The 19,271-nt window shown below is 72.4% G+C and carries 15 protein-coding genes; 6 read left to right on the top strand and 9 right to left on the bottom strand.

Annotated elements, in window-relative coordinates; translation table 11 throughout:
• Nucleotides 1-17: 17 nt before the first annotated feature.
• Nucleotides 18-1,886, bottom strand: coding sequence for a phosphoenolpyruvate carboxykinase (GTP) (locus tag B1H19_RS26025; protein ID WP_418361474.1), 1,869 nt, complete (start codon nucleotides 1,884-1,886; stop codon nucleotides 18-20).
• A gap of 269 nt (nucleotides 1,887-2,155) precedes the next feature.
• Here B1H19_RS26025 and trhA point away from each other — a divergent pair, with 269 nt between their 5' ends.
• The 3 genes from trhA (at nucleotide 2,156) to B1H19_RS26010 (ending at nucleotide 5,440) form a co-directional block, all read left to right on the top strand.
• Nucleotides 2,156-2,881: a PAQR family membrane homeostasis protein TrhA gene (gene trhA / locus B1H19_RS26020; RefSeq protein WP_083107173.1), complete on the top strand. Its 726-nt coding sequence runs from the start codon at nucleotides 2,156-2,158 to the stop codon at nucleotides 2,879-2,881.
• A 202-nt stretch (nucleotides 2,882-3,083) separates the two neighbouring features.
• The gene (locus B1H19_RS26015; RefSeq protein WP_083109885.1) at nucleotides 3,084-4,802 is read left to right on the top strand and encodes a DHA2 family efflux MFS transporter permease subunit; all 1,719 of its coding nucleotides are present in this window, start codon (nucleotides 3,084-3,086) and stop codon (nucleotides 4,800-4,802) included.
• A 5-nt stretch (nucleotides 4,803-4,807) separates the two neighbouring features.
• Entirely contained in the window at nucleotides 4,808-5,440 is a 633-nt protein-coding gene (locus B1H19_RS26010) for a TetR/AcrR family transcriptional regulator (protein ID WP_107426146.1), read from the top strand.
• Between the two features lie 74 nt (nucleotides 5,441-5,514).
• On the opposite strand, the gene B1H19_RS26005 is transcribed toward B1H19_RS26010, so the two are convergent.
• The 4 genes from B1H19_RS26005 to B1H19_RS25990 form a co-directional block, all read right to left on the bottom strand.
• The gene (locus B1H19_RS26005) at nucleotides 5,515-6,021 is read right to left on the bottom strand and encodes a MerR family transcriptional regulator (protein ID WP_083107171.1); all 507 of its coding nucleotides are present in this window, start codon (nucleotides 6,019-6,021) and stop codon (nucleotides 5,515-5,517) included.
• Complete coding sequence (locus B1H19_RS26000) at nucleotides 6,008-7,348, bottom strand: amidase (protein ID WP_083107170.1); 1,341 nt, start codon at nucleotides 7,346-7,348, stop codon at nucleotides 6,008-6,010. The genes B1H19_RS26005 and B1H19_RS26000 overlap by 14 nt, the downstream gene beginning before the upstream one ends.
• A gap of 74 nt (nucleotides 7,349-7,422) precedes the next feature.
• The gene (locus B1H19_RS25995; protein WP_083107169.1) at nucleotides 7,423-8,427 is read right to left on the bottom strand and encodes an MDR family NADP-dependent oxidoreductase; all 1,005 of its coding nucleotides are present in this window, start codon (nucleotides 8,425-8,427) and stop codon (nucleotides 7,423-7,425) included.
• Between the two features lie 107 nt (nucleotides 8,428-8,534).
• Complete coding sequence (locus B1H19_RS25990; protein WP_083107168.1) at nucleotides 8,535-10,613, bottom strand: thioredoxin domain-containing protein; 2,079 nt, start codon at nucleotides 10,611-10,613, stop codon at nucleotides 8,535-8,537.
• A gap of 264 nt (nucleotides 10,614-10,877) precedes the next feature.
• On the opposite strand from B1H19_RS25990, the gene B1H19_RS25985 reads away from it, so the two are divergent.
• Entirely contained in the window at nucleotides 10,878-14,162 is a 3,285-nt protein-coding gene (locus B1H19_RS25985) for a tetratricopeptide repeat protein (RefSeq protein ID WP_083107167.1), read from the top strand.
• A 177-nt stretch (nucleotides 14,163-14,339) separates the two neighbouring features.
• Here B1H19_RS25985 and B1H19_RS25980 read toward each other — a convergent pair whose 3' ends face one another.
• Together B1H19_RS25980 and mca are read right to left on the bottom strand one after the other, a co-directional pair.
• Complete coding sequence (locus B1H19_RS25980; RefSeq protein ID WP_083107166.1) at nucleotides 14,340-14,585, bottom strand: hypothetical protein; 246 nt, start codon at nucleotides 14,583-14,585, stop codon at nucleotides 14,340-14,342.
• Between the two features lie 4 nt (nucleotides 14,586-14,589).
• Nucleotides 14,590-15,462: a mycothiol conjugate amidase Mca gene (mca, locus tag B1H19_RS25975; protein ID WP_083107165.1), complete on the bottom strand. Its 873-nt coding sequence runs from the start codon at nucleotides 15,460-15,462 to the stop codon at nucleotides 14,590-14,592.
• A 144-nt stretch (nucleotides 15,463-15,606) separates the two neighbouring features.
• On the opposite strand from mca, the gene B1H19_RS25970 reads away from it, so the two are divergent.
• Both B1H19_RS25970 and greA read left to right on the top strand, forming a co-directional pair.
• Nucleotides 15,607-16,017 (top strand): DUF4307 domain-containing protein, encoded by a 411-nt coding sequence (locus B1H19_RS25970; RefSeq protein WP_083109884.1) that lies wholly within the window; start codon nucleotides 15,607-15,609, stop codon nucleotides 16,015-16,017.
• Between the two features lie 358 nt (nucleotides 16,018-16,375).
• Nucleotides 16,376-16,873: a transcription elongation factor GreA gene (gene greA / locus B1H19_RS25965; protein WP_083107164.1), complete on the top strand. Its 498-nt coding sequence runs from the start codon at nucleotides 16,376-16,378 to the stop codon at nucleotides 16,871-16,873.
• A 368-nt stretch (nucleotides 16,874-17,241) separates the two neighbouring features.
• Here the strand turns inward: greA and B1H19_RS25960 are convergent, their stop codons facing one another.
• Nucleotides 17,242-18,135 (bottom strand): ABC transporter permease, encoded by an 894-nt coding sequence (locus B1H19_RS25960; RefSeq protein WP_203237228.1) that lies wholly within the window; start codon nucleotides 18,133-18,135, stop codon nucleotides 17,242-17,244.
• Nucleotides 18,132-19,265, bottom strand: coding sequence for an ATP-binding cassette domain-containing protein (locus tag B1H19_RS25955; RefSeq protein ID WP_083107163.1), 1,134 nt, complete (start codon nucleotides 19,263-19,265; stop codon nucleotides 18,132-18,134). The genes B1H19_RS25960 and B1H19_RS25955 overlap by 4 nt, the downstream gene beginning before the upstream one ends.
• Between the last annotated feature and the right edge of the window lie 6 nt (nucleotides 19,266-19,271).

Genomic DNA, 19,271 nt, shown 5'->3' with positions numbered 1-19,271 from the left:
TTCGGGCAGGCCGGCCGTCAGCCCAGGCGCTGCACCAGCGCCCGGTACTGGTCCCACAGCTCCTTCGGCGTGTGGTCACCGAAGGTGTTGAGGTGCTCGGGGATCAGCGCCGCCTCCTCACGCCAGACGTCCTTGTCGACGGTGAGCAGGAAGTCCAGGTCCGCGTCGTCGAGATCGAGACCCTCGGTGTCCAGCGCGCCCTTCGCGGGCAGCACGCCGATGGCCGTCTCGACGCCCTCGGCCTTGCCCTCCAGCCGCTCCACGATCCACTTGAGCACCCGGCTGTTCTCGCCGAAGCCCGGCCACACGAAGCGGCCCTTGGCGTCCTTGCGGAACCAGTTGACGTAGTAGATCTTCGGCAGCTTGGCCGGGTCCTTGTCCTGGCCGACCTTGATCCAGTGCCCCATGTAGTCGCCCATGTTGTAGCCGCAGAACGGCAGCATGGCGAACGGGTCGCGGCGCAGTTCGCCGACCTTGCCCTCGGCCGCGGCGGTCTTCTCGGACGCCACGTTCGCACCGAGGAAGACACCGTGGTTCCAGTCGAGGGACTCCGTCACCAGCGGTACGGCGCTGGCGCGGCGGCCGCCGAAGAGGATCGCCGAGATCGGCACACCCCTGGGGTCCTCCCACTCGGGCGCGATGGTGGGGCACTGGGCGGCCGGGACGGTGAAGCGGGCGTTGGGGTGCGCGGCCGGCACGCCCGCCTCGGGGGTCCAGTCGTTGCCCTTCCAGTCCGTGAGGTGGGCCGGAGTCTCCTCCGTCATGCCCTCCCACCACACATCGCCGTCGTCGGTCAGCGCGACATTGGTGAAGACCGAGTTGCCCCACAGGGTCTTCATGGCGTTGGCGTTGGTGTGCTCACCGGTGCCGGGCGCGACGCCGAAGAAACCGGCCTCGGGGTTGATCGCGTAGAGCCGGCCGTCCTCGCCGAAGCGCATCCAGGCGATGTCGTCACCGATGGTCTCCACGGTCCAGCCGGGAACGGTCGGCTCCAGCATGGCCAGGTTGGTCTTGCCGCAGGCGGACGGGAACGCGGCGGCGACGTACTTGGACTCACCGCTCGGCGGCGTCAGCTTGAGGATCAGCATGTGCTCGGCGAGCCAGCCCTCGTCCCGCGCCATGACGGAGGCGATGCGCAGCGCGTAGCACTTCTTGCCGAGCAGGGCGTTGCCGCCGTAGCCGGAGCCGTAGGACCAGATCTCGCGGTCCTCGGGGAAGTGCGAGATGTACTTGGTGGAGTTGCACGGCCACGGGACGTCGGCCTCGCCCGGGGCCAGCGGGGCGCCGAGGGTGTGAACGGCCTTGACGAAGAAGCCGTCCTCGCCGAGCTCGTCCAGGACGGGCTGTCCCATGCGGGTCATGGTGCGCATCGAGACCGCGACATAGGCGGAGTCGGTGATCTCCACGCCGATGGCGGAGAGGTCGGAGCCCAGCGGTCCCATGCAGAACGGGACGACGTACATCGTCCGGCCCTTCATCGCACCGCGGAAGATGCCGCCCTCCCCGTTCACGCCGGTGAAGATCTTCCGCATCTCCGCCGGGGCCTTCCAGTGGTTGGTCGGCCCGGCGTCCTCCTCCCTGCGGGAGCAGATGAAGGTGCGGTCCTCGACCCGGGCCACGTCCGTGGGGTCGGAGGCGGCGTAGTACGAGTTGGGGCGCTTGATCGGGTCGAGCTTCTTGAACGTGCCCTTGTCGACGAGCTCTTCGCACAGCCGCTCGTACTCCGCCTCCGAGCCGTCACACCAGACGACCCGGTCGGGCTGGGTGAGCGCTGCGATCTCGTCGACCCAGGAGATCAGGTCCTGGTGACGGGTCGGGAGGGGGTCCCCTCCTCCGTGAGGCAGGTCGGAGTGCTGGGGGGAGGGAGCCGCGTTGTCGCGCGCCACGATCGCTCCTAGATGAGGGTGGGGTCGGATCCTCGCCCCGTCTGCCGGGTTGCGCCGGTATGCCGGGAGAATCCGCCGTGTTGGGGTTCTCTTTTGTTGTCTGCCCCTTGGGGGCCGCGACCCGGATGCTTCGTGACCGCTCATCCGGTGCCGACCGCACTCATTTGATCATCCGACCCTCGCACAGATCTGTCCAGAGGGCACCTTCGTGACCGTCACCACTTCTCGACAGAGGGGTAACCTACGGTCGCGTAGGTAGCATGACGCCCATGACTTCCGCGTCCGACGCAGCCGAGAGCCCCGCTCCCCCCGCGCCCTCCGCGGCCGGCGCGGTCTCCGCTGTCACCCCCGTCGCTGCCCCGCTCAAGCCCCGACTCCGCGGCTGGCTGCACGCCGGAATGTTTCCCGCCGTGCTGCTCTCCGGCGTGCTGCTCACCGCGCTCGCCGACAGTCCCCGCGGCCGCCTGGCCTGCGCGATCTACACGCTGACCGCATGCCTGCTGTTCGGGATCAGCGCGCTGTACCACCGCGGCAACTGGAGCCCCCGCACCGACGGCATCCTGCGCCGCCTCGATCACGCCAACATCTTCCTGATCATCGCCGGCACCTATACGCCACTCACCATGCTGCTCGTACCGGGCACCCGCGGCCAGGTGCTCCTGTGGGCGGTCTGGGCGGCCGCCCTGGCCGGTATCGCCTTCCGCGCCTTCTGGGTCGGCGCCCCCCGCTGGCTCTACACGCCCTGCTATATCGCCATGGGCTGGGCCGCGGTCTTCTTCCTCCCGGATTTCCTGCGCACGGGCGGAATCGCGGTGCTGGTGCTGGTCGTCGTCGGCGGCCTTCTCTACAGCGCGGGCGGCGTGATCTACGGCATCAAGCGCCCCAACCCCTCGCCGCGTTGGTTCGGCTTCCACGAGGTCTTCCACTCGTTCACGCTGGCGGCGTTCGTCGTGCACTACGTCGGGATCTCCCTGGTGGCGTACACGCACGCCTGAGCCCGGCAGCCGGGCAGTCGGCCGCGACCCCTCGGGGTCGCGGCCTTTTTGCTGCCGTCGCCGGGGGCGCGGATTGACAGTGGGCACCTTTTGAGAGTTACTTTCATTTGACTTCAACTCTCATGTCGTGCTCTCGCGCTGCTGCGCTCGCTTCCGCATGCGCGGCGCCGACTCCCGGGTTCCCTACGTCAAGGGGTGTGCCATGACCTCGCCGACCGGTCCGTCGACCACCGCGCCGCCGCCCGATCCCCGCCGCTGGTGGGCGCTGGGCGCGCTCGTCACCGCCCTGCTCGTCCTCGGCTTCGACACCACGATCCTGAACGTCGCCCTGCCGACCCTGGCCGCCCAACTGGGCGCCGGAACCGGCCGGCAGCAGTGGATCGCCGACGCCTACGCCGTCGTCTTCGCCGGTCTGATGCTCCCGGCCGGGCTCCTCGGCGACAGGTTCGGCCGCCGCCGGATGCTCCTCTGCGGCCTCGGCATCTTCCTCGCCGGCTCCCTGCTCGGCACCCTCGCCGACAGCGCCCCGCTCGTCATCGGCGCCCGCGCGGTGATGGGGACCGGCGCCGCGCTGATCATGCCACTGGCGATGTCCGTCCTGCCCTCCCTCTTCGGGCCCGGCGAACGCTCCACCGCCGTCGGCGCCGTCTCCGCCGCCTCGGCACTCGGGCTGCCGCTCGGCCCCCTGGTCGGCGGCTGGCTGCTGGACCACTTCTGGTGGGGCTCGGTGTTCCTCGTCAACGTCCCGCTGGTGCTGATCGGCATCGCCGCCTGCGTCTTCCTGCTGCCGGAGACTTCGGATCCGGCCGCGCCGCCGGTCGACGTCCGCTCGGCGCTGCTCACCGTCACCGGCCTGGGCGCCCTGATCCTCGGCATCATCGAGGGCCCGGCGCGCGGCTGGCGCGATTCGCTGGTCCTGACCTCGCTGGCGGCGTCCGTCGTCCTGATCGCCGCTCTGGTGCTGCGCGGCCGCGGCCAGGCGCGGCCGATGCTCGATCTGCGACTGCTGCGGTCGCGCGGGTTCCTGTGGAACACCGTCGCCGCGGCGCTCGGCACGCTCGTGCTGTCGGGCCTGATGTTCCTGCTGCCGCAGTACCTCCAGGCCGTCCTGGGGTACGACGCCTTCGGCACCGGGCTGCGGATGCTGCCGATGATGGGCGGGCTGCTGCTCGCCGCCAAGGGCAGCGGGGCGCTCGCCGCGCGGTTCGGGCCGCGCCCGGTCGTCACCGGCGGGCTGGCCGTGCTGGCCTGCGCCGCCTTCCTCGGCGCCACCACCGATGTGCACGACGGCTACGGCGCCACCGCCCGGTGGCTGTCCCTCGCCGGCGTCGGCTTCGGGTTCGCCATGGTCCCGGCGATGGATGCGGCGCTGGGAGCGCTGCCCGCCGACCGGGCCGGGAACGGATCGGGGCTGCTGATGACGGTGCGGCAGATCGGCGGGGCGCTCGGGGTGGCGGTGCTCGGCAGCCTGCTCGCGGGGGCGTACGGCGACCGCATCGACACCGCCGGGCTGCCTCCCCGCGCCGCCGACGCCGCCGGGGACTCGGTCGTCGCCGCCCACCTGGTGGCCGAACGGCTCGGCGTCCACCGGCTGGCCGCCTCCGCGGACCGCGCGTATCTGCACGGGATGGCGCTGGCCCTGGTGGTGTGCGGGGGCGCGGCCCTGGTGGCGGGGGTGTTGACGGCGGTGTTCCTGCCCGATCCCCGGGGCGGGAGCGGGAACGGCGGGTCTTCGGGGCCCGGGCGCCGTAGCGGTACGACGGGCGGACGTTCCGGCCGCGGGCGCCGTAGTCGCAGCCGTACGCCCGGCGCGCGTTCCGGGCGCGGGCGCCAAGCGGATACCGCAGACCACCCGGGCACCATGGGCCACCCCCGTACCGGCACGACCATGGCCACCGGAACATCGCATGCCCGAGAATGAGGGCCATGGTCACCGCACGTACCTCCGCTTCAGCCGCGACATCTCCGGGGACGCCCCGGCCCGGCCTGCGGGAACGCAAGAAGATGCAGACCCGGCAGGCGATCCGCCGGGCCGCCTACCGGCTGTTCCAGGAGCAGGGGTACGACGCGACCCCCATCGACCAGATCGCCGAGGCCGCGGAGGTCTCGCCCAGCACGGTGTTCCGCTACTTCCCCACCAAGGAGGACATCGTGCTGACCGACGAGTACGACGCCGTCCTGGAGGCGGGGCTGCGGGCCCGCCCGGCGGACGAGCCCCTCGTCGAGTCGCTGCGGCAGGTCACCGTGGCGGCCCTCGGGGCCATCGCGGAGGCGGAGCGCGCCGAACTCGTCCAGCGCATGCGGCTGGTGCGCGAGGTGCCCGCCATCCGGGGCCGTACGGCGGAGAACACCGCCCGGGACGCCGAGATGATCGCCGCCGTGCTCGCCGAACGCTGCGGCCGTCCGGCCGACGACCTGGAGGTACGGGTCATCAGCGCGGCCGTTCTGGCGGCTCTTCAGGAGGCCATGCTGCACTGGGTCGACGCGGGACCGCAGGCCGATCTGGCGGCGCTGGTCAACCGCACGATGGATGTCCTGGCCCGCGGACTCACCCTCTGAACCGTCCGAACCGCCTGACCTCTCTGACCCTCTGAACGCTGCGCCGGGCGTCGTCCGTCCGGTGCGTCGTCCGGTTACGGCGGGGTGGCGTCCGCGGCCGCGGTCCCGGGCTCCGGGGCCCGTGCGGAGTCCAGCCAGAAGATCGGGCCGCTGTCCGCGCCGGCCCGCGCCGAGGCGGCCGGTGCGGTGTCCTCCGGCGCCGGCGCGGGCTCCCCCAGCCGGGCCGCGAGCCGCCCCCGTAGCTGCGACAGCCTCGCTATGCGGGCATCGAGGTCGGCGAGCCGGCGCCGGGCGACCGTTTCCGCGACCGCGCAGCGGGCCGCACCGGGGTGCTTGGGTATCACCTCCGGCACCCCGTCGGCCGGCATCGTGGCCAGGAGGTGCGCGAACGCCCGGACGTCCCCGACCGTCAGGCCCGCATCCCGCAGCTCGCGGACGGCCTTCAGCCTGCGGACGTCCTCCGCGTCGTACTCCCGGTGCCCCGACGCCGTCCTACGGGCCGTCAGCAGCCCCTGCTGCTCGTAATAGCGCACCGTCCGCGGCGTCAGCCCGGCGGCGGCCGCGGCCTCACCGATCCGCATGGGCGTCCTCCCCGGCCAGCGCCCGCTCCAGCCCCGCGGCCGCCCGCAGCAGGGCCTCGTCCGCGCCCCGTGCGCCGACGACCTGGAGCCCCAGCGGCAGCCCGCCCTCGGCGCGGCCCGCCGGCAGGCTGAGCGAGGGCAGTCCGGCGTTGCTCCACGGCAGGCACATGACCGACGATCCGGTACTGCCGAGCCCGGCGGGCGCGGGGCCGGTGGCCGAGGGGGCCGTCCACAGGTCGATTCCGGCCGCGGCGGCGTCCCGCGCGAGCCGTTCGCCGAAGGCGGCCCGACGGTCGCGGGCCGCCTCGTACGCGGCGTCCCCGATCGTGTGCCCCTGACGGATGGCCGCCACGGTCTGTTCCCGGTAGCGGTCCCCGAACCGGGGGAACCACTCGGCGTGGGCGCGGGCGACCTCGTAGCGGTTCATGGTGAAGAGCTGCTCGACGATCTCCTCGAAGTCGCCCATCACCGGCACCTCGCGGACGACGTAACCGGCCGCCCGTAAACGCTCCGTGTGCTCCCGGAAGGCGCGCAGGGCCTCCGCGTCGGCGCGCTCCAGATACGGCCCCACCGGTATGCCGAGCACCGGGCGCCGCGCCGCGGACTCCTCGCCCCCCGCGTCGTCGCGCCAGCCGTCGCACAGCACCGAGGCGGCAAGCGTCACACCCGCCGCATCGGCCGCATAGCACCCGAGGGTGTCGAAGCCCGCGGCGTTGGGGATCACCCCGCCGGCCGGAATCCGTCCATAGGTCGGTTTGAAGCCGACGATCCCGCAGTACGCGGCGGGGCGGATCATCGAGCCGACGGTCTGCGTCCCGATGGCCAGCGGCACCATCCCGGCCGCGACCGCGGCGGCCGAGCCACTGCTCGAACCCCCGGGCGTATGCGCCGGGTTGTGAGGGTTGCGGGTCGGGCCGGGCGCCGTGACGGCGAACTCGGCGGTGACGGTCTTGCCGGCCATCAGCGCCCCGGCGGCGAGCAGCCGGTCCACGACGGCGGCCTGCGGGCCGGCCAGCGCCTCGGGCGGCAACGCGGACCCCGCCCGCGTCGGCAGGCCGTCGACGTGCACGATGTCCTTCACGCCGACCGTTATGCCGTACAGCGACGGCCGGTCGGCGGGCGCCGGCGAGCCGCCGTCGGCCAACTGCCGCGCCGCCGCCAACAGCCGTGTACGCCGCTGCGGTTCGGGGACGAAGGCCCGCAGCCGCCCGTCGACGGCATCGATACGGTCGCAGGTGCGCGCCGCGGCAGCGACGGGGTCGTCCGCGCCGGACCGCAGCGCCGCGGCTTCCGCCACCAGGGATCGGTACCTCAGCAAGGTCTCCACGCTTCGCAGGCTACAACCGCCCACTGACACTCCCGCGGCAAAGGCCCGCCGCCGCCCCGCTCACCCGCGGCGGCTCACAACTCCACGATCACGGCGCCCAGATGGCGCCCCTCGGTCAGCTCGCGCAGCGCCCGCGGCGCCTGCTCGATGCCGTGCAGCCGGGAGTGCGGGAAGGTCAGGGAGCCGTCGCGCAGCCCCTCGGCGAACCGCCGGTTCCACTCCGGGACCAGATCCAGGTGGTCGTAGAGGGCGACGCCGCGCAGCGTGACGCTGTGGGCGAGCAGCGAGAGGGTGTCGACCGGCGTCAGGGCCGGGCCGCCGTCGGAGAGCTGGCTGGCCAGCGCGCCCACGATCGCCACCCGGGCGCCCCTGTTGGCCAGCGCGAGGGCGGCCTGGAGCTGTTCGCCGCCGACGTTGTCGAAGACCGCGTCGATGCCCTCCGGGGCGGCCCGGCGCAGTTGTTCCCCGATCGGGCCGGCGCCGCGGATCACCGCGGCGTCGTAGCCGAACTCCTCGACCAGCCGGTCGGCCTTCTGCTGCGAGCCGGTGCTCCCGATGACCCGGGCGGCGCCGAACTGCCGGGCGATCTGCCCCGCCAGGGAGCCCACCCCGCCCGCCGCCCCGGTGACGAACACCGTGTCCCCGGGGCGCACTTCGGCGCCCCGGGCGACGCCCATCAGGGCGGTGGGCCCCTGGGAGAGGTAGGCGGCGGGATCGGGCAGCAGGTCCGGGTCCAGGCGCTGCACCTGCGCCGCGTCGAGCAGGGCGTACTCGCGCCAGCCGAGGCGGTGTTCCACCAGGTCCCCGGGGCGCAGATCGCTGCCGGGGGCGGCCACCACCTCGCCGACCGCGGCCCCGTGCAGCGGCGCCCCGATCTCGTACGACGGCATCGGCACGGCGCTGGTCTCGTCCATCAGGGTGCGCATCACGGCGGCGACGCCCATATGGGTGGTACGTACGAGCACCTGGCCGGGCCCCGGTTCGGGCAGCGGTACCTCCACGATGGTGAAGAGGTCGTCGGTGACCGGCCCCTTGGGGCGGGCGGCCAGGTGGACTTCTCGGTAGGTGCGGTTCGTCATGGCCGGAGGCTAGAACGTGACGCGCACGTCAAGGTCAAACCGGACGCCGGGCTCGGGACTTGGGGCGGAGGCGGGGCCAAGACAGACACGCCCCGGGCGGCCGGCCCTCACCCCCGTAGCCGCTCCGCGAGCTCCTCCGGGTCCGTCGTCGGCCGCTCGCAGGTGAAGTGGCGGCAGACATACGCCGCCGGGCGGCCGTCGACCAGGGGCCGGTCCTTCAGCAGCGGGAGCTCCTCCGCATCGTCCGACCCGGGGGCGCCCAGCGCGACCACCGTGCCGGGGGCCGTGCCGAGCAGGGCCGCACGGTGCAGCGCGGCGGTGGCGGGATCGTCCGCGGGGCCGACGACCGCGACCTCGCGGGGCCCGGCCAGCGCCGCCTCGCCGACCGCCAGGCCCCAGCCGATGAACCGCGGCGCGCGGCCCCCGAGCGCGGTGACGATGCCCAGGGCCGCCTCGGCGGCGTCCCGGTGGAGCGCGCTGCCGGTCAGCGCCGCATACGAGAGCAGGGCCCCGGCGGCGGCGGTCCAGCCGGACGGGGAGGCGCTGTCGGTGGGGTCCTGGGGGCGGCGGATGAGCGTTTCGGCGTCGGCGGCGGTGTCGTAGAGCGCGCCGTCCTCGGCGGTGAACTGGACCAGGACGGTGTCCAGGAAGAAGCCGGCGAACTCCACCCAGACGCCCTCCCCGGTGACCGAGGCCAGCGCCAGGAAGCCCTCGGCGACATTGGCGTAGTCCTCCAGGACGCCGGAGTTGGCACCGGCGACGCCGTCGCGGGAGGTGCGGTGCAGCCGGGCCTGCCAGTCCATGTGGACACGGACCAGGAGGTCGGCGGCGTCGGTGGCGGCCTGGATCAGATCGGGGCGGTCGAAATAGGCGCCGGTCTCGGCGAGCGCGGCGATCGCCAGGCCGTTCCAGGAGGCGACGACCTTGTCGTCCCGGCCGGGCCGGGGCCGCTGCGCCCGCGCCGCCAGCAGCCGCTGCCGGACGGACGCCACCCGCTCCGCGTCCGACCGCCCGTCGGCCGCATCCGGCAGCTGGAGCACCGAGGCCCCCTCCTCGAAGGTGCCTTCCTCGGTCACCCCGAAGTGGGCGGCGGCGAATTCCGCGTCCTTCTCGCCCAGGACGTCGCGCAGCCGATCCGGCGTCCATACGTAGTAGGCGCCCTCGACGTGCCGGCCCGAGCCGCTCCCGTCGTCGCTGTCCGCGTCCAGCGCGGAGGCGAAACCGCCCTGTTCGGTGCGCAGTTCGCGGACCATGAAGTCGGCGGTCTCCAGGGCGACCCGGCGGGCCAGGTCGCTGAGCTCGTCGGCGGCTCCACCACGGGCGGTGGTGCGCCACAGGTGCGCGTACAGCCGGCACAGCAGCGCGTTGTCGTAGAGCATCTTCTCGAAGTGCGGCACGGTCCAGGTGGCGTCGACCGCGTACCGGGCGAAGCCGCCGCCCAGCTGGTCGTAGATCCCGCCGCGGGCCATCGCCGTACACGTCGCCTGCACCATCTCCAGCGCCGCGGCCGAGCCCGTACGGGCGTGATGGCACAGCAGGAACTCCAGCACCATGGCCGGCGGGAATTTGGGCGCGCCGCCGAATCCGCCGTGCACCGCGTCGAATTCGCGGGTCAGGCCCATCAGGGCGGTGTGCAGCTCCTCCGGGCCCGGCGGGCGGTGGTCGGCGGGCAGCGCCGCGGTCAGCGAACGGCCGGCCAGATCGTCGACGATCCGGCCGGCGACCTCGCCGACCTCGTCGCGGCGGTCGGCCCAGGCGCTGCGGACGCCCTCCAGGACCTGCCCGAAGGACGGCATGCCGTGCCGCGGCTCGGGCGGGAAGTAGGTGCCGAAATAGAACGGCGCGGCATCGGGGGTCAAGAAGACCGTCATCGGCCAGCCGCCCTGGCCCGTCGCGGCCTGCACGGCCTCCATATAGACCGCGTCGACGTCCGGCCGCTCCTCACGGTCGACCTTGACGGCCACGAAGTGGTCGTTGAGCAGGGCGGCGGTGTCCGGGTCCTCGAAGCTCTCGTGGGCCATCACATGGCACCAGTGGCAGGAGCTGTAGCCGACGCTGAGCAGCACCGGCACGCCGCGCCTTCTGGCTTCCTCGAACGCGGCGGGCGACCAGGGCCACCAGTCGACCGGGTTGTCGGCGTGCTGGAGCAGATACGGGGAAGTCTCATGGGCCAGGCGGTTCGGCATGGGGCCATCCTCTCCCACCGCGACGCGGAGCGCGGGGAGCGCAGGCGGTTGTCCGGACTTTGTCCACAGGCCGGTTATCCACAGACCTGACGGAATTCGCGCGGAGGCGGAACACTGTGCGTACGGCGACGATCACCGCCAGGGCCACATCCGGCCCATCCGAACCATCACTGCAATGAATGCACCTGGCACAACTGGCGAAACGACAACTACTGAGCAACTGACTACTGCTGCAACTGCTGCACCTGCTGGAGGGGGATTCGCATGACGGGCTCCACGACGGGCTCACGGGCCGTGCTGCGGGACGGACACCGTGCGGAGGCGGACGAGCTGTTGGCACGGACCGTGGAGGAAGAGGTACGGCGCTCGGGCGGGCGGCTCGACGGAGGCGCGCTGCTCGCCAGGGCGCGCGCCGCGCTGGACGAGATCGCCGCCGCCGCGCAGGAGGAGTACACCGCCTATCTGCGGGCGCTGGACGCGGCGGGGGCCGCCCGGCGACCGCTGGCCGAGCGGCTGTCGCGCAAGCACCTGGGCACTCCGGCGACGGTGACGGCCGTGGCGGCGCTGGCCGCCTTCGGGGCGGACCTGGCGTACGGCGCGGACGCGGGCGCGGCGCTCGGCACCGGGGCCGCCGCAGCGGTGGCGGGGGCCGTCGCCACGGTGGTGAAGCTGACCGCGGGCGATCGGCCGGCGGCACACGAGCAGACCGGCGATCGGGGCCGGTCCGGCGCCCCGGAGCAGCTGCGCCTCCAGTGGCTCACGGCGCTGGAGGTCGGCGGCATCCGGCCGTTCCTGGACCAGCAGCGGATGCTGGCGGCGGCCCGCAGCGGCGCCACGTCCACAAAGGGCACGGCAAAGGGCTCCCGGGGGCCGCAGCTGCGCGGCGGGGACCGGAGCGCGGCGGCCCGGCAGCGGTCCGTACTGGAGCACTCCTTCTCCCAACTCCCCCGCCCCGACGGCCCGTTCGCGGGCCGTCGGACGGAGCTGGCGCAGATCGCGCAGTGGGTGCATGCGGGCCGGGCGAGCACGGAGACCAAACCGACGGTGGTGGTCCTGCACGGCGAGCCGGGCTCGGGGCGTACGGCGCTGGCGGTGCGAGCGGCCCACCAGCTGCGCGATCAGTTCCGCGGCGCATGCGTGGTCGACCTGCGCGGGGACACCCCCGACGAGACACCGCTGCCGACCCGTAACGCCCTGCTGCATCTGCTCAACCGGCTCGGCGCGCCCCGCGAACAGCTGCTGTTCCGCGAGCGGACCGCCCCCGACCAGCACGTCAAACGGCTCACCGAGCTGTATCACCAGCATGTGGCGGGCCTGCCGGTGACGGTCCTGCTGGACGACGCCTCGGACCCGGAGCAGGTGCGCACCCTGGTGCCGGACCGTTCCGACAGCCTGGTGCTGGTCACCTCCCGTGCGCCGATGGAGCTGCCCGGCGACCTCGAGGCGCGGGTGCATCAGCTGCCGGTGGAAGCCCTGGACGCGGCGGCCACGGAGGAGCTGCTGCGGGCGTCGGCCGCGGCCGACGAGCCGGCCAAGGAAGCGGAGCCGTACGACGCGCAGGCGATCGAGCAGATCGTGGAGCAGTGCGCCGGCCTGCCGCTGGCACTGCGGGTGGCGGGCTCCTCGCTCGGCGCGCGCACCCCCTCCGCACTGGCCGCGGAGCTGGCCTCGTACGCCTCGGCGACCCCGGTGGAGCGGGCCCTGTCCCTGCGCTACGCCGACCAGCCCGAACAGGCCCGGCGGCTGCTGCGCCGGCTGGCGCTGGTGGGGAGGGCGTCCCTGGGCGCGGCCGCCGCGGCCGCCCTGCTCGGAGTGGAGAACGCCGAAGCCGAACGGCAGTTGACGGCACTGGCCGAGACCGGCCTGATCGAGCACGTACGGGGCAAGCGCTACCGCCTGCACACCCTGGTGCACCGCTTCGCCTCCGCACGGCTGACGGCGGAGGAGGCCCCACAGGAGCGCACGGCGGCCCAGGAACGGCTGATCCGCGGCTATGCGGAGCTGGCCGACTCCGTCATCCGGCTGGTCGACGGCCGCACCTCCACCCGCGCCGACCGCTTCGGCTCACACGGCTTCACCTCGCTGGACGCGGCCCTGCAATGGCTGGACGACGAGTCCAGCTTCATCACCTCCGCGCTGGCGCACGCCGACCAGGACGTCGACCAGGCGACGGTCTCGCATCTGCTGGGCGCGCTCGCCGACTACTGCCTGCTGCGCGGCGACCTCTACCGCCTCGGCGAGCTGAACGAGCTGACCCGGGCGGTCGGCCAGGGCCTGCTGATGCGCTCGGTGCAGTGGCGTACGGGTATCGCCGCCCGCCAGCTGGGCGAGCTGGACAAGGCCCGTACCACGCTGTCGTCCGTGGTGGACCTGTACTTCGAGGCCCAGCATCCGGCGGGCGCCGCCCGCGCGCTGCGCGATCTGGGCATCACCCTCCAGCAGCAGGGCAATCTGACCGAGGCCGCGGCCAAGCTGCGCGAGGCCCTCGCCATGCAGTCCGGCCCGGACCTGGACGGCGACCGGGCCTGGACGCTGCACGCCCTGGCGGCGGTGGAGCGGGACCGGGCGCGCCTCGCCGAGGCGCTGACGATGCTCCACGAGGCCCTGGAGCTGCACGAGGCGAGCGAGAGCGTGCACGGCCAGGCATGGGCGCACTTCCAGCTGGGCCAGGTGTATCTGCGCAGGGGCGAGGTACCACAGGCGGAGGAGGCGCTGGGCGCCGCGATGACGCTCTACGGGCGGACGCAGGACGAGCGCGGTGAGGCGTGGGCGATGACGCAGCTGGCGCGCGCCCGGCTGGTGGCCGGCGACCCGGGCCCGGCCGCGGACCGGCTGCGCCAGGCGCTCACGCTGCACCAGCGGCACGAGGACGCCCGTGGCGAGGCATGGACGATGTACTACCTGGGCCAGGCCCTGGAAGAACTCGGCGAACAGGACGCGGCGCTGCGCCAGCTGGAGCGTTCCCGGACGATGTTCAGCCGGATGCAGGACGCCTACGGCCTGGCCTGCGCCCGGCACCACTCGGGCCGGGTGACGCGGGACCTGCGGGCCGCGCAGACCGGCTCGCTGCGCAACAGCGGCTTCGCCCGGCAGCTGCTGCACGACGCCCGCAAGGACTTCCGGGGCATCGCGGTGCCGCACGGCGAGGCGTGGTCGTGCCTGGAGCTGGTGATCATCGACGCGGGCAACGGCCGGGTTGCGCAGGCACTGGACCTGGCCGACGAGGCGGCGGGGATCTTCGCCGGATACGGCGACCGGCGCGGCGAGGACTGGGCCCGTTTCCTGCACTGCACGCTGCTGCCGTTCGCCTCGCCGGGCGGCTCGGTGGTGGGCACGGCCGTGGCGCAGGAGGAGCTGGCGCAGCTCGTACAGCAGACGCATGCCTGGCGCGACGCCAAGCTGACGGAGTGCGCCGAGGCGTACGCGCTGCTGCTGGAGCGCGGGGTGGAGCCGGAAACGGGATGGCAGGCGTGGCGGCTCGGCATGCTGCCCAGCCGGCATGCGCGCGAGGTCATGGGCATAGCCGTCGCGCCGGCCGCCGCGGACTGACACCGCGGGCGGCGTGCGGCACCGTGCGAGCGCGCCGGAACGGCTCGCTGACCACTCGGATCAGCGAGCCGCCGGGCCGGTCAGCCGGCCGTAACCCATCGGCCGGCCCACGACCGCCACCCGGTCATCGGCCGCGCCCCGTCCGGGCGCGCCCGGAAGTCGCTGGGCCGGTTCGGCTCAGCCGGCCTTCGGTGCGGGCACCGTCGGGGCGGCGGAGGCGGCCGCCTCGCCCTCCTCCGGAGCCTCCTCGAAGTCGACCTTCTTCATCTGCTTGTTCATGGACTTCATCAGCAGCCACACGGCGCCGCCGATGAGTGCGAAGACGATGAAGCCGAGGACGCCGGGGGTCACCTTGTCCTTGTCGAAGCTGTCGGCAAGGGTGACGAAGTGCGTCAGGGCGAGGGTGCTGGTCGCGCTCATCATGGTGTCAATTGTTGCGGATGCCCGCGAAGAGGTCGTCCTCGGGGAGGGAAGTGTCCACGAGCGACTTCGCCAGCTCGTACTCCTCCGTCGGCCAGACCTCGCGCTGGATGTCCATCGGGACCCGGAACCATCCGCCGTCGGGGTCGATCTGGGTGGCGTGCGCGATCAGCGCCTTGTCCCGGATCTCGAAGAAGTCGGCGCACGGAATGTAGGTGGTCAGGGTGCGCTCACGCTGCTCGAACTGCTTCCAGCGCTCCAGCCACTCGCCGTAGGGCGAGTCCATGCCCCGCTCCAGCAGCGCCTCGTGCAGCGCGATCGTCCGCGGCTTGTTGAAGCCCTGGTTGTAGTAGAGCTTCAGCGGCTGCCAGGGCTCACCGGCCTCCGGGTAGCACTCCGGGTCGCCGGCCGCCTCGAAGGCCACCATCGTGATCTTGTGGGTCATGATGTGGTCCGGGTGCGGATAGCCGCCGTTCTCGTCGTAGGTCGTGATGACCTGCGGCTTGAACGTGCGGATCAGCTTGACCAGCCGCCCGGCCGCCTCGTCGACGTCCTGGAGCGCGAAGCAGCCCTCGGGCAGCGGCGGCAGCGGGTCGCCCTCGGGCAGCCCCGAGTCGACAAAGCCCAGCCACTCCTGCTTGACCCCGAGGATCTCCCGGGCCTCGTCCATCTCCTTCCTGCGCACCTCGTGGATGTGCTCCTCGATGTACGGGTCGCCCTGGAGCTTGGGGTTGAGGATGGAACCTCGCTCGCCTCCCGTGCAGGTGGCGACCAGCACGTCCACCCCCTCGGACACGTACTTGGCCATGGTGGCCGCACCCTTGCTCGACTCGTCGTCGGGGTGGGCGTGGACCGCCATCAAACGCAGCTGCTCAGTCAAGACTCGATCCTCAGTGAAAGGCTGGGTGACAGGCTCAGAAAGTTGCCTCCTATAGTGACCGAAGCGAGGGGGCGCTGTATTCCCAAGGGGCCCAGAGCCGTCGAGGCGCCGGCGGCCCCGCTCCCCGTACCAGGAGGAATGACCATGACGGCGGTCCGCGACGGGCTCCCGGACGGACGCTACGGCCGCTCCGCGGACCGGCACGCCGACCGCAAACTCAAGATCATCGGCGGGGTGCTGGGCGTCGCCCTGCTCGGGGCCGTGGGCTGGGCCGGCGCCTCGTACATCGCCGGGCAGGACCTCAGCGGCCGCATCATCACCTGGGACGCGGTGTCCGACAGCGCCGTCAAGGTCAACCTCGAAGTGATCAAGGACAAGGACGCCAGGGGCGTGTGCACCCTGCGGTCACAGGCGGCGGACGGCTCCGAGGTGGGCCGCAAGGACGTCACCATCGACCAGCGCACGGACCAGGTGAACACCGACATCACCATCCGCACCACCAAGCGCGCCACCAACGCCCTCCTGGTCGGCTGCCAGGCATCGGGCTCCCACTGACGGGCGTCCGGCCGTCAACCGACCGACCCGCCACCTGCCGACCACCACCCCCGGCCCGGACCCGGAACCTGCCCCTCCCCTCCCCGTTCCCTCCCCTCCCCTCCCCGTTCCCTCCCACCCCACCCCCACCCCCCTCCTCACTCGCGCCGCGCATCCGGCATGCCCGGCGCACGGGGGCGGGCGCCGCGCGGGCGGACCGCCGCTGAGCAGCGACGATGCGTCGCTGTGAGTGCGCTGTGGAATTCCCCCTCCCCGTTTTGTGCCGGAATTGTTAGGCTCGTGGTTTCGCCCACCTGTGAAGGCGCAAACCTTCCTGGTAGGGCGTTTGATTTATCCCCAGTACCGACGAGGAGCACCTGTGACCCAGACCAGCGAAAACGTCACCTGGCTTACCCAGGAGGCGTATGACCAGCTCAAGGCCGAGCTGGAGTACCTGTCTGGTCCCGCCCGCGCCGAGATCACCGAGAAGATCCAGGCGGCCCGCGAGGAAGGTGACCTGAAGGAGAACGCCGGGTACCACGCGGCCAAGGAAGAGCAGGGCAAGCAGGAGCTTCGCGTACGCCAGCTCACCCAGCTGCTGCAGTCCGCAAAGGTCGGCGAGGCCCCTGCCGCCAACGGCGTCGTTGCTCCCGGCATGGTCGTCACCATCGCGTTCGACGGAGACCCGGACGACACCCTTGAGTTCCTTCTTGCCTCGCGCGAGTACGCGAGCTCGGAGATCGAGACCTACTCGCCGCAGTCCCCGCTGGGCTCTGGCGTGAACGGCAAGAAGATCGGCGACACCGCGGAGTACGAACTCCCCAACGGCAAGAAGGCCGCCGTGAAGATCCTGGAGGCCAAGCCGTACAACGGCTGACGCCCGCGGCACAAAAACCGCCGCCCGCAGGGCATGAAGCGGCCCGGAGCCTGAGGAGCGCTCCGGGCCGCTTCGCTGTGAGCGGAACATCGCAGAAAGTAACGAAACCCACGGAGTGTGGGAACGAATCACGCTCCGTATGTGTTGCCGTAAGAGGAAGGGAGGCAGGCAGGCGGCGAGGCACGGGCAGCCGGCACGAGCACGGGAGCCCAACAGCCACACAAGCCCACCCACCATGAGTGGGCATCAGCCACGAGCGGCCACACGACCCCAAACAGGGGGGCACGACCGCAAGCCACGACCGCAAGCACAGAGCCGAGCCGCACGCCGATCGGACTCCGGCTCAGGTCGGACTGCGGCTCAGGCGCTCAAGCGGTCGCCGACCGGTACCTGCGGACCGCCAGCGTTCGGAAGACAGCGATGATCAGCAGCGACCAGATCACCGATGCCAGCACCGGATGCTCCATCGGCCAGGCGCCGGTCACCGACTTCGGGGCGTCCGCGATGGTGTTGCCGAACAGGTCCCGGGCCGCGGCCACCGTCGCGCTGAACGGGTTCCACTCCGCGATGTGCTGGAGCACCGTCGGCATGCCGTTGACCGGCACGAACGCGTTGGAGATGAAGGTGAGCGGGAAGAGCCAGATCAGCCCACCGGAGGTGGCCGCCTCGGGCGTGCGGACGGAGAGGCCGATCACCGCGCCGATCCAGGAGAAGGCGTAGCCGAGCAGCAGCAGGAGGCCGAAGCCGGCCAGCACCGACAGGGCGCTCTCGTGCGTCTGCCAGCCGATCAGCAACGCCACGATGGCCAGCACCACCAGGGTCAGCGCGGTCTGGACGAGGTCGGCGAGGGTGCGCCCGGTGAGCACGGCGCCCCGGGACATCGGCAGCGACCGGAACCGGTCGATCAGCCCCTTGTGCATGTCGTCGGCGATGCCCGCGCCGGCGCCCGCCGTGGCGAAGGTGACCGTCTGCGCGAAGATGCCCGCCATGAGGAATTCGTGGTACGCCTGGGCGTCGCCCGAGGGGGCGCCCGGGATGGTGATGGAGCCGCCGAAGACATAGGTGAACAGCACCACGAACATGATCGGCTGGATGAGGCCGAAGATCACCACCTCGGGGATGCGCATCATCCGGATGAGGTTGCGCTTGCCCACGACCAGGGAGTCGCGGACGGACCGGCCGATTCCGCCGCGCGGCCGCGGGCCGGGGGCCGGTCGCGGTGCCGGGGGCTCGGGGTGGGCCGTCGGGGCCGTCGTCGTCACTTCACGCCCTCCTTGTCATCGGCCTTGTCGTCGGCGTCGGCCGTCTCCCGTGCGGCCGCCCCCTGTACCGGGCCGCCCCCACCGTCCCGACCGTCCCCGCCGCCCCCACCGTCCCCACCGTCCCGGCCGGTGGCAGGGCCCCCGTCCGTTCCCGCGTCGCGGCCGCCGTCCGTGGCCTCTGCGTCCGTGGCCTCGGCGACATGGCCGGTCAGCGAGATGAAGACGTCGTCCAGGGTGGGGCGGCGCAGGCCGATGTCGTCGATCTCCACGCCGCGGCCGTCGAGTTCGCGGATGATCTCGGCGAGCAGTTTGGCGCCGCCGGTCACCGGGACGGTGATCCTGCGGGTGTGCGGATCGACCGTGCTGTCACCCTCGCCGAAGCCGCGCAGGACCTGCTCGGTGACGGCGATGTGCTCGGCGTCGTGCACCACGACCTCGACCCGCTCGCCGCCGGTGCGCGCCTTGAGCTGGTCGGAGGTGCCGCGGGCGATGACCCGCCCGTGGTCGACGACGCAGATGTCGTGGGCGAGGCGGTCGGCCTCCTCCAGGTACTGCGTGGTCAGCAGCAGGGTCGTACCGCCCGCGACCAGTTCCTGGATCACGTCCCACAGCTCCTGGCGGTTGCGCGGGTCCAGGCCGGTGGTCGGCTCGTCCATGAACATCACGGGCGGGCTGACGACCAGCGCGGCCGCGAGGTCGAGGCGGCGGCGCATCCCGCCGGAGTAGGTCTTGGCCGTGCGGTCGGCGGCGTCGGCGAGGTGGAAGCGCTCCAGCAGTTCGACGGCCCGGCGCTTCGCGTCCCGGGCGCTCATCTGGTAGAGCTGGCCGACCATCGTGAGGTTCTCGCGGCCGGTCAAGTACTCGTCCACCGCCGCGAATTGCCCCGACAGTCCGATGGACCGGCGTACGCGGTCGGGGTGCGCGAGCACGTCGATCCCGGCCACCTCGGCCCTGCCGCGGTCGGGGCGGATCAGGGTCGTCAGGACCCGTACGGCGGTGGTTTTGCCGGCGCCGTTCGGGCCGAGCATCCCCAGCACGGTGCCTTCGGGTACATCGAGGTCGACGCCGTCCAGAGCCCGTACGTCACCGAATGTTTTCACCAGACCTTCGGCGTAAATGGCGCCTGGCATGTGGGT

Origin of the sequence: Streptomyces gilvosporeus (assembly GCF_002082195.1) — a bacterium.
Taxonomy (GTDB): Bacteria; Actinomycetota; Actinomycetes; order Streptomycetales; family Streptomycetaceae; genus Streptomyces; species Streptomyces gilvosporeus.
The sequence above is the reverse complement of the archived record's forward strand: the minus strand, read 5'-3'. Positions and strand labels throughout refer to the sequence as shown.

Coding starts and splice junctions, on each gene's coding strand:
- B1H19_RS26015 (WP_083109885.1), top strand. CDS start 3,084: ATGACCTCGCCGACCGGTCCGTCGACCACCGCGCCGCCGCCCGATCCC.
- B1H19_RS25970 (WP_083109884.1), top strand. CDS start 15,607: ATGACGGCGGTCCGCGACGGGCTCCCGGACGGACGCTACGGCCGCTCC.
- B1H19_RS25990 (WP_083107168.1), bottom strand. CDS start 10,613: ATGCCGAACCGCCTGGCCCATGAGACTTCCCCGTATCTGCTCCAGCAC.
- B1H19_RS25985 (WP_083107167.1), top strand. CDS start 10,878: ATGACGGGCTCCACGACGGGCTCACGGGCCGTGCTGCGGGACGGACAC.
- B1H19_RS25980 (WP_083107166.1), bottom strand. CDS start 14,585: ATGATGAGCGCGACCAGCACCCTCGCCCTGACGCACTTCGTCACCCTT.
- B1H19_RS26010 (WP_107426146.1), top strand. CDS start 4,808: ATGGTCACCGCACGTACCTCCGCTTCAGCCGCGACATCTCCGGGGACG.
- B1H19_RS25955 (WP_083107163.1), bottom strand. CDS start 19,265: ATGCCAGGCGCCATTTACGCCGAAGGTCTGGTGAAAACATTCGGTGAC.
- B1H19_RS25995 (WP_083107169.1), bottom strand. CDS start 8,427: ATGACGAACCGCACCTACCGAGAAGTCCACCTGGCCGCCCGCCCCAAG.
- B1H19_RS26005 (WP_083107171.1), bottom strand. CDS start 6,021: ATGCGGATCGGTGAGGCCGCGGCCGCCGCCGGGCTGACGCCGCGGACG.
- trhA (WP_083107173.1), top strand. CDS start 2,156: ATGACTTCCGCGTCCGACGCAGCCGAGAGCCCCGCTCCCCCCGCGCCC.